This window comes from Streptomyces sp. NPDC059037 (genome assembly GCF_042740015.1).
Taxonomy (GTDB): Bacteria; Actinomycetota; Actinomycetes; order Streptomycetales; family Streptomycetaceae; genus Streptomyces.
Genome location: NZ_JBHYIG010000112.1, coordinates 1 through 12,231, shown reverse-complemented (window position 1 = coordinate 12,231; position 12,231 = coordinate 1). Strand labels below are relative to the sequence as shown.

The window sequence follows — 12,231 nt, the reverse complement described above, 5'->3', positions numbered from 1 at the left end:
GGCTTCTCAGTACTGCGTCTGCAGGTGTTCCCAGAAGCCGTCCCGCAGCGCCCGCCGCAGATCCGACTGGCCCCGCAGCGAGTAGGCCAGCAGCTTCTCCGCCTCCACCAGGAGTTCCTGGTCGACCGACCCTGGCAGGTAGGGGTGCCCCGGCAGCAGGTCCACCAGCGCCTCGCGCCCCCGCGCGGCCAGCCACTTCGCGGCGATCTGCGCGCCCACGAAGCGCACGTCCTCGCGGGAGGGCCGGGGCGTGCCCAGCGTCTCGTACGTCGCCGCGACGCTGCGCCGCGACACGTACGGCTTGAAGAACTCGAGGTCGAACGTCCGCTGGCTGTCGACCTCCCACAGCAGCGGCTCCGCCTGGTTGCGGCCGTCGGACGCCTCGATGCCCCATAGATGGACCCGCGCGCCGTACCCCTGCGCCGCCTCCACCGCCGAGACCAGGTCCTCGTCGCCCCCGATGAGCGCCGCGTCGCTGATCGCGCGGTGCCTGGCCAGTGACTCCAGGTCGGTCCTGATGAGGGAGTCGACGCCCTTCTGCTGGTTGTTCGCGTTGAGGTTGCCCAGGCGCACCTTGACGTCCGGCAGCTCCGCGATCGACTGCTGCTCCATCGTGTGGATGCGGCGCCGCGCACCGTCGTACCAGTAGACGCGCAGCAGCCTGCTGTCCGCGAAGATCGTGCGGGCCTTGTCGATGAACGCCTCGATCAGGCCCTCCGCGTCCAGGTCGAAGGCCCGCCGGTCCTCGGTGCCGACCGCGAGCCGGCCCGCCGCCGCGTACACATACCCCGCGTCGACGAAGATCGCGTGGGTCGACGGCGTCTTCGCCACCTCGGCGAGCATCCGCTCGAGAAGGCTGTTGGCGCGCTCAAGCTGGGCTCTGATCTCGGTTTCTGCGTCCATTGGTGCACATTGTCCCGCCGGTCACGCTGCGAACACAACCGGTCTCGCTACCCGCGAGTAATTAGGCTGTCGAAAAATTTCCTTAGCGTAGGGAATGTTTGCATGGGGCAACCCGTTGTACCCCTTGGAACGCGGGACACCGATGCCCCGCGCTCCGCTCACTCCAGTAGTTCTCCTTCAGGAGGATGACCAGACGAAGGGAGAAGCCTTATGCGCTTCGAAATCATGCGACTCGACGACGTCGACGGCTCCGCCGTGGACCGGACCGTCGTAGACGCCGCCTCCGTCAACCGGATGGTGCAGCAGGCCGCAGCGATCGGCCAGCGCATCTACATCCGACCGGCCGAATCCCCGGCCTCGTAACGCAGACGTCGAAGGGCCCCCGTACTCAGTGGAGTACGGGGGCCCTTCGCATGCCCGGCGGCTGAGCGGCTTCGGCGAAGTCCGGTGCGGTTCGGGTGCGCCCCCGAAGGGGCGCGGGGCTGTGACATGTGCGGCTCCGCCGCGTGGGCGCGGCCAGCCACGACACAGCCGCAGACGAGCGACGGCACCCTCGCGGCACTCCCCGCGGAGCGCTTAGCTGCCCTGGATCACCTGGGTCACGCCGTTGATGATCTGCTGCACCGCGATCGCGGAGAGCATCATGCCCGCGAGCCGGGTCACCAGGACCACGCCGCCGTCCTTGATGACGCGGATGATCAGCAGCGAGTAGCGCATCACCAGCCACAGCACGACATGCATCGCCACGATCGCCGCCCAGACGGAGACCTGCGTACCGACGCTGTCGGCGTTCTGCACGGCCAGGATGACGGAGACGATCGCGCCGGGGCCGGCGAGCAGCGGCATGCCGAGCGGCACGAGGGCGACGTTGACGTCCTTGGTCTGCTTCGGCTCGTCCGTCTTGCCGGTGAGCAGGTCGAGCGCGATGAGCAGGAGCAGCAGACCGCCCGCGATCATCAGCGCGGGGACGGAGACATGCAGGTAGTCGAGGATCTGATGGCCCAGGAGCCCGAAGACCGCGATCACGCCGAAGGCGACGCACACGGCCTGGAAGGCCATCTTCTTCTGCACCTTGGCGGGGCGGCCGGAGGTGAGCCCGAGGAAGATCGGGGTGATCCCAGGGGGATCCATGATGACAAAAAGGGTGAGAAAGAGAGAGCCGAAGACGGCGACGTCGAACACAGTGATGGCCTTGCAGAGAGAGTCGTACGAAGGCGCCGCGCGGGAGGGCGACGGCGAAAAGTGGAAGTGAGAGCTACGCGGAGGGGCGTCCACCGGCGCCCGGCACGGGGAACGCCCCGGTCGCGCGGCGCGTGATCTCCCCGTAGATCTCGGGGTCGGTGGTGAACTCCCCGAGCACGCACGTCTTGCGGCTGCCGTGGTAGTCGCTCGACCCGGTGGCAAGGAGGCCGAGGTCCGTGGCGAGGCCGTGCAGCCGGGCGCGGGTGGCCGGGTCGTGGTCCATGTGGTCGGCCTCGACACCGTCGAGGCCCGCCGCGGCGAGCTCCGCTATCGCGGCCTCGGGCACGACCTGGCCGCGCTTGACGGCCGCGGGGTGCGCGAAGACGGTGACGCCGCCCGCCGCCTTGACCAGGCGGATCGCGTCGAAGGGGTCGAGCTCGTGCTTCTCGGCGTACGCGCGGCCGCCGTCGGCGAGCCAGTCGGGCGTGAAGGCGTCCGAGACGCTGCGTACGACGCCCAGTTCCACCAGGGCCTCGGCGATGTGCGGGCGGCCGACCGAGCCGTCGCCCGCGATGCGCGCCACCTGCTCCCAGGCGACGGGGACGCCGAGCTCCTGGAGCTTGCCGATCATCGTCTTCGCGCGCGGCACCCGGTCGTCGCGCACGAGCTCGCGCTCACGGGCGAGTTCGGGCTCGTCGGGGTCGAAGAGATAGGCCAGCATGTGCAGGCCCACGCCGTCGAGGCGGCAGGAGAGTTCGGCGCCGGTGACGAGGGTCAGTCCGGCGGGCAGGGCCGCGACGGCCTCCGCGTGCCCCCGAGTCGTGTCGTGGTCCGTGAGCGCGACGACGTCGAGCCCGGCCGCTGCGGCGCCCCGCACCAGCTCGGCCGGGGTGTCCGTGCCGTCGGAAGCGGTGGAGTGGGTGTGCAGATCGATGCGCACGACGCGGACTCCAGGCTCTGGCGGGGCGGACGAGGGGGACGCTCAAGGATAACGGGAATCGAACGCTCCCCCGGCCGCCACCGGGGAGGCCCTGCTCACGCCGGAGAGCTCCCCCGGCGGGCACACCTCACGACGGTCCGCCCACAGCAAGAGCCACCGGCACGGCAGGAAGCCCCGGCCGCGGAGAACCGCCGCTCACCACCCCGGAGGGACCCTCACGGCGTCAGAATCCGCGGTGAAAGCGCCCCGCACGGCAGCAGGTCCACCTCGGCGCCCGCGTCGCGCAGATCGGTCAGGACCAGTTCGTCGTACATCAAGAGCCCCGACTGCTCCGGCCACGCGATCGCCCACAGCCAGAGCCCGCGCGCCTCGCCCGCGAAGACGGCCCGGTCGTCCGGCGTGCCCGCCACATGCCACATCGGAGTCGGCCGCCCGGCCGCGAGGACCTTGGCCTGCGGCGGCTTCTCGACGTTCAGATAGGGACCGGGGTCCGGGCCGTCGATGCCGGCGTACCGCGCCCCGAGGCCGACGCCGAGCTCCTCGGCGACCAGGACGAGTTCACCGATACCGCCGAGCGGTGCGGGACCCGAGCAGGCCACGGCGGTCGCGCGGCCGCCGCTTCTGTCGTCGCCCGCGCAGGCCACGCCCGTGAAGAGCCAGCCCACCGGCAGCGGCCACGGCATCCACACGGGCACCTGCGCACGGTGCACCACGACTTGGAGGGCCTCGACGCTGGGCGGGATCACAGGCTGCAGCGGATGCACGGTCCCGTGCACATCGCACTGCCAGGAGTCGGCAAAGAGACCGGGAGCCCTGACCCGGCCACCACACTTCGGGCAACTGGGTTCGCCCCTCATAGCGCCCAACGGTCCTCCCCGGTCGTCGCCGCGTCAAGGACGATCACCCGTCCGGAGTCGACGGCGTACCGCCCGCCACCAGGCAAACTTAGATGTAGCTTGCATCTTTTAGCCTTGCTAACTAATATGTGTATACGTCAACGATCCCGCCGGCAGCCGCGAAGGAGCAGGCATGAACAGCAGCACAGGAGGCCCCGCAGAAGGGGACCCGTTCGACGAGGGGGCGACCGGCCTTCTGCGCCAGCCGAAGGCCGTCTGGGCCACGGCGGGCGCGTCCGTCGTCGCCTTCATGGGCATCGGGCTCGTCGACCCGATCCTCCCCTCCATCGCCAAGGGCCTTGACGCGTCGGCCAGCCAGGTCTCCCTGCTCTTCACCTCGTACTTCCTGATCACCGCCGTCGCGATGCTGGTGACCGGCTTCGCCTCAAGCCGCATCGGCGGCAAGAAGACGCTGCTCCTCGGCCTCGCGCTCGTCGTGGTCTTCGCGGGCCTGGCCGGCACATCGGGCTCGGTCGGTGAACTCGTCGGGTTCCGGGCGGGATGGGGCCTCGGCAACGCGCTCTTCGTGTCGACCGCGCTCGCCGTCATCGTCGGCGCAGCGGCCGGCGGCAGCGCCGCCGCGATCCTGCTGTACGAGTCGGCGCTCGGTCTCGGCATGGCGTGCGGCCCGCTGCTCGGCGCGGTGCTCGGCAACGCCAGCTGGCGCTACCCGTTCTTCGGCACGGCAGCCCTGATGGCGGTCGGCTTCCTCTGCATCACGGCGTTCCTGAAGGAACAGCCGAAGCCCGCGCAGAGGACGTCACTGCTCGCCCCGATCAAGGCACTCGGCCACGGGGGCCTCGCCTCCGCCGCGGCCTCCGCGTTCTTCTACAACTACACGTTCTTCACGGTCCTGGCCTTCACGCCGTTCGTGCTGAACATGACGCCGTACAAGTCGGGTGCGATCTTCTTCGCCTGGGGTCTGCTGCTCGCCGTGTTCTCGGTGCTCGTGGCCCCGCGGCTGCAGGCGCGGTTCGGCTCGCTGAAGGTGCTCGGCGGTTCGCTGGTGCTGCTCGCCGCGGACGTGCTGGTGCTCGGGTACGGCGACCACGCCACGGCCATCGTCTGCACGATCCTGTCCGGCGCCTTCATCGGCGTGAACAACACCGTCTACACCGAGCTGGCCCTCGGGGTCTCCGACGCGCCGCGCCCGGTGGCCAGCGCCGGCTACAACTTCGTCCGGTGGTTCGCCGCGGCCGCCGCGCCGTTCTTCGCGCCGAAGATCGAGGAGTGGAGCAACATCCACATCCCCTTCGTCGTCGCGGCCGTCACGGCGGTGCTCGGCGCGGTCGTGGTCTGGGCCCGCAAGGACGCCCTCACCCACGAGGCCGAGAAGCTCGAACCGAAGCACGCGACGGAGGACAGCGTCACCGTCTTCGCCAACTGAAGCCCCCTGTAAGGAACTTCAGTCCAGGGAAACGGACTTGCGCAGCGGATCGCGCAGGTCCGTTCCGCTGTTCAGCCAGCGCTCCTGGAGCGCCCCCGCGCCGTGCACCCGCTTCCACGCGGCCTCGTTCGGCGTCATGGGCAGCAGCGGCAGAAAACGTACGGGATCCATAGGCTCATCGAGGTCCAGGTCTTCCACCAGGCCGCCCGGCTCCGCGACCAGTACGGACGTGAACTGCGCGCCGGGCCACAGCGGTTCACCCACGTCGAGCGAGGCGCCCGGGGCCACGACGAGCCCCTCGACCTGCGGGGACGCGGCAAGCACCGCGAGCGGGCGGAGCACCTTGTCCGTGTCGGCGATGCCACCCCGTACCGACAACACCAGTTCCGCGCGCGGGCCCTTGACCGGATCGGCGAGGGCGGCGGTCGGGTCGGTCATCGGATGGACCGACATGCCGAGAGTGGCGTACCTGACCACGTCCCCGTCTGTGAAGCGCAGCACTTCGACGCGGTCGGTGCCGAGGAAGGTCACCGCGGCGCGCGCGTCGGGTTCGCCGAGGCCAGTACGGAGACGGGCCTCCACCAGAGCAAGAACATCAGCCATGAAGCGAGCATAGAACTCGTCAGTGGTGGGTAAAGGCGGGGCTTGACCTTTCAGTCGGCTGATAGTGTTGGCAGCTGGTTCCGGGCAGCACGCAGAGCGCGCTCTCCAGCCCGGGCAGATGACTTCGCGCGCGCTACGCGCTTGGGATCTCCCCTACGGGGGACCGGCCGGAGGAGGTGGGGCTGCCATGGATCGAAGTCGACCGTGCAGTACCACCCGTTCTTCCGTCTGACATCTCACGCAGCCCTGTAGCTGCCACTTGTGCGTGCGTACTCCTCGTGCCGCGTGCGACGGAAGAGCACTTCGTTTCCACCTGATCTCTCTGAGTTCTCCGGTCTGAGTCAGTAGCGAAGCTGCCACCGCGACGGTGCGGTGCTCCCCGCTTTGTGGACGTGCCAAACATCCTCAGCAGGACGTCCCCATTCCGGGCAGTTCCAACCGTCGCCGGCGGCCTCCGTCAAAGGAGCCTGCCCATGTCGATGATCCGCGACCTGCGTGCCGCAGTCCGTCCCGCGCCCCGCAAGGACGGCAACACCTACATCTCGTACGACGCGACCCGCGAGGCCGCGTCCGCCGTCGTCGACTGCGCGGTCTACCGCGACGGCCGCCGCGCCGCCTGCGACGACACCCTCACCCCGCACGAGGCGATGCTCCAGGTGCGCCGTGAAGGCGGCTTCGCCTGGATCGGTCTGCACGAGCCGACCGAGGCCGAATTCGCCGGTATCGCCGCCGAGTTCGGGCTGCACCCGCTTGCCGTCGAGGACGCGGTGCACGCGCACCAGCGGCCCAAGCTGGAGCGCTACGACGACACGCTCTTCACCGTCTTCAAGACGATCCACTACGTGGAGCACGCCGAGCTCACCGCCACCAGCGAGGTCGTCGAGACCGGCGAGGTCATGTGCTTCACCGGGCGGGACTTCTTCATCACCGTGCGGCACGGCGGGCACGGCTCGCTGCGGGCGCTGCGGCGTCGGCTCCAGGAGGAGCCCGAGCTGCTCGCCAAGGGCCCGTCCGCCGTGCTGCACACCATCGCCGACCATGTCGTCGACGGCTATCTCGCGGTGGCCGACGCGATGCAGGACGACATCGACGACGTCGAGAGCGAGGTGTTCTCCGCGCCGAGCAAGGGCAAGGGCTCCGCGCGCGGTGTCGACGCCGGGCGGATCTACCAGCTCAAGCGCGAGGTCCTGGAGTTCAAGCGGGCCGTTTCGCCGCTGCTTCGGCCCATGCTGCTCCTGAGCGAGCGGCCGATGCGGCTCGTCGACCCCGACATCCAGAAGTACTTCCGTGACGTTGCCGACCACCTGGCGCGCGTCCAGGAGCAGGTCGTCGGCTTCGACGAGCTGCTCAACTCGATCCTGCAGGCCAACCTCGCGCAGGCCGCGGTCGCGCAGAACGAGGACATGCGCAAGATCACCTCCTGGGCGGCGATCATCGCCGTGCCGACGGCGGTCTGCGGGGTCTACGGCATGAACTTCGACCACATGCCCGAGCTGCACTGGCGGTACGGCTACCCCATGGTGCTCGGCCTCATCGGCGGCGTCTGCTGGGCGATCCACCGCACCCTGAAGCGCAACGGCTGGCTGTAACAGCCCACTCGGTAGGCTGCGCGCATGACAGAAACGCTGCTCTCCCAGGCCCTCCTGGAGGAGGCCACCAAGAAGTCGGGCCTCATCTGGGTGCGCGGCGAAGGCCCGGCCCGCGCCCTGTGGCACGTATGGCACGAGGGCGCGGTCCACCTGGTCGGCGACGGCCCCGGCGAGCAGCCGCTGCCGGGTCTCGCCGACGGCTCCACCGCCGAAGTGACCGTACGCAGCAAGGACAAGGGCGGGCGCCTCATCGCCTGGACGGCCGCCGTGAGCGAGCTCGCGCCGCGCTCGGAGGCGTGGGAGGCGGCTGTCGCGGAGCTCAAGGGCAAGCGGCTGAACGCGCCCGACGCCGAGCGCGTGCCCGAGCGGTGGGCTGCCGAGTGCCGGGTTCTTCGGCTTACGCCGAAGGATGTGGTCACCGATCTGCCTGACGGGTCCCTTGCTGCCGCGCCGTTGCCGACCGGGGCGACTACGCGGCTTCCGGTGCCGGATGCGTTGCCGCGGTTGCTGTTCAAGCGGAAGCGGCGGTAAGGGGTCCTCTGTCGGCTGCCTCGCCGTCGTGGCTGGTCGCGCAGTTCCCCGCGCCCCTTTGGGGCGCTCCCCCCTACGACGTCGGCAGCTGCTCCCCGTAGTCCACCATCTCGTCCTTGCTCGGCTCGCTGAGTGTGAAGTCCTTGCCCCAGTCGGTGAGCCGGAGCGTGCCCGCGTCGCCGCCGCGCTGCAGGCTCAGCGGGTAGGGCTTGCCCTGGAGGGAGACGTCCAGGGTGCCGCCCGCGCCCTTGTCTCCGGTGATCTTGATGCTGGGGATGCCGCCGGTCCTGCCGCGCTCGCCGGTCTCCAGCTTGCCGTGCAGGGTGAGCATGCCCGACAGGAGGACGTCCTTGTCGGTGAAGCCGCTCAGCTGCTTGTAGGCGGCGTCCTCCTGGGGGACCTTCACGTACTTGCCGTCGAGCTTGGCCGCGGCCTCGTCGTCCGCCTTGCCGGGCTTCTCGCCGTCCTTGGCGTTCGCGTGCGTCCAGAAGCCGGAGTCGGCCATCAGATACAGCTGCTTGCCGACGCGGAGCAGCTTGAACGTGTCGCCCTTCGAGGTGACCGAGCCCTCGCCGCCCTCACCCTTGAGCCGCATGTCGAGCTTGTACGTGTGCCCCTTGCTGACCACCGTGCCCGAGAGCCGCACCGCCGTCGCCGCGTCGGCGGCCGCGGCGGACTTGCTCTGGATCTTCGTCGCCGGGAGCTTGCCGACGCCGTTCGTGCCCGCGTCCGGGTCCTCCTCGCTGCTGCACCCGGTGAGACCGGTGATCCCCACGACGAGACCCGCGCACAGCGCGCTCACGACTGCCGCCTTGCGGGTGCGGCGGGCCAGGGGAATCGCAGTCACAGGTGGCACTGCCTCTCGTGGGGACGACGGCTACGGCAGTACGGCAGCGTACCCGTGCTGACTACGCCCTTCGGCCCCAGTCCGTCCGGACGCACCGCCGGGGCGTATCCGACCGGGACGGGCTAGCCTGAAGCCCGCAATACCTGACAAGACGGCATAAATCTCCACGGAAATCCCTGCGGAGATCCCTACGGTCGGAGGAGGCGCGCGTGATGGCGGCAAGCCCCTCCCGGATCTTCGTCTCGCACCTCTCCGGCACCGCCGTCTTCGACCCGAACGGCGACCAGGTGGGCCGGGTCCGCGACCTGGTCGCGATGTTGCGGGTGAGCCGCAGACCGCCGCGGCTGCTCGGCCTCGTCGTGGAGCTGTCCACGCGGCGGCGCATCTTCCTGCCCATGACCCGCGTGACCGGCATCGAGTCGGGCCAGGTCATCACCACCGGCGTACTGAACGTACGGCGCTTCGAGCAGCGGCCCACCGAGCGGCTCGTGCTCGGCGAGATGCTCGACCGCCGGGTCAGGCTCGTCGAGACCGGCGAGGAAGTGACCGTTCTCGACGTGTCGGTGCTGCAGCTGCCGGCCCGCCGGGACTGGGAGATCGACCGGGTCTTCGTACGGAAGGGCAAAGGGGGCACCTTCCGGCGCAAGGGCGAGACGCTCACCGTCGACTGGTCCGCCGTCGACGGCTTCTCCCTGGAGGAGCACGGCCAGGGCGCCGAGAGCCTGCTCGCCACCTTCGAGCAGCTGCGCCCCGCCGACCTCGCCAATGTGCTGCACCACCTCTCGCCCAAGCGGCGGGCAGAGGTCGCGGCCGCGCTCGACGACGACCGGCTGGCCGACGTGCTCGAAGAGCTCCCCGAGGACGACCAGATCGAGATCCTCGGCAAGCTCAAGGAGGAGCGCGCCGCCGACGTCCTGGAGGCGATGGACCCGGACGACGCCGCCGACCTGCTCGCCGAGCTGCCCGAGGACGACAAGGAGCGGCTGCTGACCCTCATGCAGCCGGACGACGCCGCCGACGTGCGGCGCCTGATGGCGTACGAGGAGCGCACCGCCGGCGGCCTGATGACGACCGAGCCGATCGTGCTCAGGCCCGACGCCACGGTCGCCGACGCCCTCGCCCGCGTGCGGCAGCAGGACCTCTCCCCCGCGCTCGCCGCACAGGTCTACGTGTGCCGGCCGCCGGACGAGACGCCGACCGGCAAATACCTGGGCACCGTGCACTTCCAGCGGCTGCTCCGCGATCCGCCGTACACCCTGGTCGGCTCGATCCTCGACGACGATCTGCAGCCGCTCGCCCCGGAGACCGCGCTGCACGGGGTCGCAGGATTCTTCGCCACGTACGACATGGTCGCGGCCCCCGTGGTCGACGAGGGCGGCTCGCTGCTCGGGGCGGTCACCGTCGACGACGTCCTCGACCACATGCTGCCCGAGGACTGGCGCGAGACCGAGTTCCACCTGGAACGGGAGGAGGAGGCGCGCCATGCCGGCGGCCGACCGTGAGCGCGAGCGGGAGAACCGCGCCGCCGAGCCGCGGCACGCCCGCTTCCGCCTCGACCTGCCGCGGCCGCGGCGGCGCAAGCTGCTCCCCGAGTACGACCCGGAGGCCTTCGGGCGGCTCTCCGAGCGCATCGCGCGGTTCCTGGGCACCGGGCGCTTCATCGTCTGGATGACGGTCACCATCGCGGTGTGGGTCGTCTGGAACGTCACGGCGCCCGACGCGCTGCGCTTCGACCCCTTCCCGTTCCTCTTCCTGACGCTCGCCCTGTCCCTGCAGGCGTCGTACGCGGCCCCGCTGATCCTCCTCGCGCAGAACCGGCAGGACGACCGGGACCGGGTCAATCTCGAACAGGACCGCAAGCAGAATGAGCGCTCCATCGCGGACACCGAATATTTGAGCCGCGAGATCGCCTCGCTCCGCATGGGCCTGGGCGAGGTGGCCACCCGCGACTGGATCCGCTCCGAGCTTCAGGACCTGGTCAAGGAGCTGGAGGAGCAGCGGACGGCGAACCGCGTCGTATTCCCGGCCGAGGAGCACGGCGTACGTGATGTAGGCGACCGCTGACGGGGCTTTCCGACCCACGGTTACCGCGCCGTACTATCGGTCGTATGGCTACGGAAGACGCTGTGCTTGAAGCACTGGCGACAGTGAACGACCCCGAGATCCAGCGACCGATCACCGAGCTGGGGATGGTCAAATCGGTGGAGATCGGCGCTGACGGCGCCGTGGCCGTCACGGTCTACCTCACCGTCTCCGGCTGCCCGATGCGCGAGACGATCACGAAGAACGTGACGGACGCGGTCGCGCGTCTGGACGGCGTCACGCGCGTCGACGTCACGCTGGACGTGATGAGCGACGAGCAGCGCAAGGAGCTCGCATCGGCCCTGCGCGGCGGCACCGCCGAGCGCGAGGTCCCCTTCGCCAAGCCCGGCTCGCTGACCAGGGTCTACGCGGTCGCGTCCGGCAAGGGCGGCGTCGGCAAGTCCTCGGTGACGGTGAACCTCGCGGCCGCGATGGCCGCGGACGGCCTGAAGGTCGGCGTCGTCGACGCGGACATCTACGGCCACTCCGTGCCCCGCATGCTGGGCGCCGACGGAAAGCCCACCCAGGTCGAGAACATGATCATGCCGCCGTCGGCGAACGGCGTGAAGGTCATCTCCATCGGCATGTTCACGCCGGGCAACGCGCCGGTCGTCTGGCGCGGCCCGATGCTGCACCGCGCGCTCCAGCAGTTCCTCGCGGACGTCTTCTGGGGCGACCTGGACGTGCTCCTGCTCGACCTGCCGCCGGGCACCGGTGACATCGCGATCTCCGTCGCCCAGCTGGTCCCGAACGCCGAGATCCTCGTCGTGACGACGCCCCAGCAGGCGGCGGCCGAGGTCGCCGAGCGCGCCGGATCCATCGCCGTACAGACCCACCAGAAGATCGTCGGCGTCGTCGAGAACATGTCGGGCCTGCCCTGCCCGCACTGCGACGAGATGGTCGACGTGTTCGGCACGGGCGGCGGCCAGAAGGTCGCCGATGGCCTCACCAAGACCACCGGCGCCAACGTCCCGGTGCTCGGCTCCATCCCGATCGACGTCCGGCTGCGCGAGGGCGGCGACGAGGGCAAGCCGGTCGTCCTGACCGACCCGGACTCCCCCGCGGGTTCGGCCCTGCGCGCCATCGCGGGCAAGCTGGGCGGCCGCCAGCGCGGCCTCGCGGGCATGACGCTCGGCATCACGCCGCGCAACAAGTTCTAGGCCTTCCTCCGTACGACGAGGGGGGGGGGGGGGCGGCGGGGGAGGGGCGCCCCCCACGGGGAACAGCCGGTATGGAGCGCGGCGGACGCGGGGGGGGTGGGGCCCACCACA

13 protein-coding genes are annotated in these 12,231 nt (G+C 70.1%); 7 read left to right on the top strand and 6 right to left on the bottom strand.

Going from position 1 to position 12,231, the window contains the following annotated elements:
• Positions 1-6: 6 nt before the first annotated feature.
• Entirely contained in the window at positions 7-903 is an 897-nt protein-coding gene (locus tag ACFWY6_RS22995; RefSeq protein ID WP_384693350.1) for an NYN domain-containing protein, read from the bottom strand.
• A gap of 210 nt (positions 904-1,113) precedes the next feature.
• Here ACFWY6_RS22995 and ACFWY6_RS22990 point away from each other — a divergent pair, with 210 nt between their 5' ends.
• Positions 1,114-1,266 (top strand): hypothetical protein, encoded by a 153-nt coding sequence (locus tag ACFWY6_RS22990; RefSeq protein WP_384693348.1) that lies wholly within the window; start codon positions 1,114-1,116, stop codon positions 1,264-1,266.
• A 213-nt stretch (positions 1,267-1,479) separates the two neighbouring features.
• On the opposite strand, the gene ACFWY6_RS22985 is transcribed toward ACFWY6_RS22990, so the two are convergent.
• From ACFWY6_RS22985 to ACFWY6_RS22975, 3 genes are all read right to left on the bottom strand, one after another.
• Positions 1,480-2,085, bottom strand: a complete 606-nt coding sequence (locus ACFWY6_RS22985) for a MarC family protein (RefSeq protein ID WP_384693345.1) — start codon at positions 2,083-2,085, stop codon at positions 1,480-1,482.
• Between the two features lie 73 nt (positions 2,086-2,158).
• Complete coding sequence (locus ACFWY6_RS22980; protein ID WP_384693343.1) at positions 2,159-3,025, bottom strand: PHP domain-containing protein; 867 nt, start codon at positions 3,023-3,025, stop codon at positions 2,159-2,161.
• 215 nt (positions 3,026-3,240) lie between these two features.
• Positions 3,241-3,882 carry a DUF6758 family protein gene (locus ACFWY6_RS22975; RefSeq protein ID WP_384693340.1) on the bottom strand — a complete coding sequence of 214 codons (642 nt, stop codon included), beginning with the start codon at positions 3,880-3,882 and terminating at the stop codon, positions 3,241-3,243.
• Positions 3,883-4,054: 172 nt separating this feature from the next.
• On the opposite strand from ACFWY6_RS22975, the gene ACFWY6_RS22970 reads away from it, so the two are divergent.
• The gene (locus ACFWY6_RS22970) at positions 4,055-5,308 is read left to right on the top strand and encodes an MFS transporter (protein ID WP_384693336.1); all 1,254 of its coding nucleotides are present in this window, start codon (positions 4,055-4,057) and stop codon (positions 5,306-5,308) included.
• 18 nt (positions 5,309-5,326) lie between these two features.
• Here ACFWY6_RS22970 and ACFWY6_RS22965 read toward each other — a convergent pair whose 3' ends face one another.
• Complete coding sequence (locus tag ACFWY6_RS22965) at positions 5,327-5,911, bottom strand: suppressor of fused domain protein (RefSeq protein ID WP_266870569.1); 585 nt, start codon at positions 5,909-5,911, stop codon at positions 5,327-5,329.
• A gap of 473 nt (positions 5,912-6,384) precedes the next feature.
• Between ACFWY6_RS22965 and ACFWY6_RS22960 the strand changes: the two genes are divergently transcribed.
• Both ACFWY6_RS22960 and ACFWY6_RS22955 read left to right on the top strand, forming a co-directional pair.
• Positions 6,385-7,500 (top strand): magnesium and cobalt transport protein CorA, encoded by a 1,116-nt coding sequence (locus ACFWY6_RS22960; protein ID WP_384693334.1) that lies wholly within the window; start codon positions 6,385-6,387, stop codon positions 7,498-7,500.
• A 24-nt stretch (positions 7,501-7,524) separates the two neighbouring features.
• Positions 7,525-8,031, top strand: a complete 507-nt coding sequence (locus ACFWY6_RS22955; protein WP_384693331.1) for a hypothetical protein — start codon at positions 7,525-7,527, stop codon at positions 8,029-8,031.
• A 73-nt stretch (positions 8,032-8,104) separates the two neighbouring features.
• On the opposite strand, the gene ACFWY6_RS22950 is transcribed toward ACFWY6_RS22955, so the two are convergent.
• Positions 8,105-8,878, bottom strand: a complete 774-nt coding sequence (locus tag ACFWY6_RS22950; RefSeq protein WP_384693328.1) for a hypothetical protein — start codon at positions 8,876-8,878, stop codon at positions 8,105-8,107.
• Between the two features lie 212 nt (positions 8,879-9,090).
• Here ACFWY6_RS22950 and ACFWY6_RS22945 point away from each other — a divergent pair, with 212 nt between their 5' ends.
• From ACFWY6_RS22945 to ACFWY6_RS22935, 3 genes are read left to right on the top strand one after another with little or no spacing between them, the layout of a single operon-like run.
• Complete coding sequence (locus ACFWY6_RS22945) at positions 9,091-10,380, top strand: magnesium transporter MgtE N-terminal domain-containing protein (RefSeq protein ID WP_384693325.1); 1,290 nt, start codon at positions 9,091-9,093, stop codon at positions 10,378-10,380.
• Positions 10,361-10,942, top strand: a complete 582-nt coding sequence (locus tag ACFWY6_RS22940) for a DUF1003 domain-containing protein (protein ID WP_384693322.1) — start codon at positions 10,361-10,363, stop codon at positions 10,940-10,942. Before ACFWY6_RS22945 ends, ACFWY6_RS22940 begins: the two co-directional genes overlap by 20 nt.
• Before the next feature lie 44 nt (positions 10,943-10,986).
• Positions 10,987-12,120 carry an Mrp/NBP35 family ATP-binding protein gene (locus ACFWY6_RS22935; protein ID WP_384693319.1) on the top strand — a complete coding sequence of 378 codons (1,134 nt, stop codon included), beginning with the start codon at positions 10,987-10,989 and terminating at the stop codon, positions 12,118-12,120.
• The last annotated feature ends 111 nt before the right edge of the window (positions 12,121-12,231 follow it).

Coding starts and splice junctions, on each gene's coding strand:
- ACFWY6_RS22995 (WP_384693350.1), bottom strand. CDS start 903: ATGGACGCAGAAACCGAGATCAGAGCCCAGCTTGAGCGCGCCAACAGC.
- ACFWY6_RS22990 (WP_384693348.1), top strand. CDS start 1,114: ATGCGCTTCGAAATCATGCGACTCGACGACGTCGACGGCTCCGCCGTG.
- ACFWY6_RS22975 (WP_384693340.1), bottom strand. CDS start 3,882: ATGAGGGGCGAACCCAGTTGCCCGAAGTGTGGTGGCCGGGTCAGGGCT.
- ACFWY6_RS22970 (WP_384693336.1), top strand. CDS start 4,055: ATGAACAGCAGCACAGGAGGCCCCGCAGAAGGGGACCCGTTCGACGAG.
- ACFWY6_RS22965 (WP_266870569.1), bottom strand. CDS start 5,911: ATGGCTGATGTTCTTGCTCTGGTGGAGGCCCGTCTCCGTACTGGCCTC.
- ACFWY6_RS22960 (WP_384693334.1), top strand. CDS start 6,385: ATGTCGATGATCCGCGACCTGCGTGCCGCAGTCCGTCCCGCGCCCCGC.
- ACFWY6_RS22955 (WP_384693331.1), top strand. CDS start 7,525: ATGACAGAAACGCTGCTCTCCCAGGCCCTCCTGGAGGAGGCCACCAAG.
- ACFWY6_RS22945 (WP_384693325.1), top strand. CDS start 9,091: ATGGCGGCAAGCCCCTCCCGGATCTTCGTCTCGCACCTCTCCGGCACC.
- ACFWY6_RS22940 (WP_384693322.1), top strand. CDS start 10,361: ATGCCGGCGGCCGACCGTGAGCGCGAGCGGGAGAACCGCGCCGCCGAG.
- ACFWY6_RS22935 (WP_384693319.1), top strand. CDS start 10,987: ATGGCTACGGAAGACGCTGTGCTTGAAGCACTGGCGACAGTGAACGAC.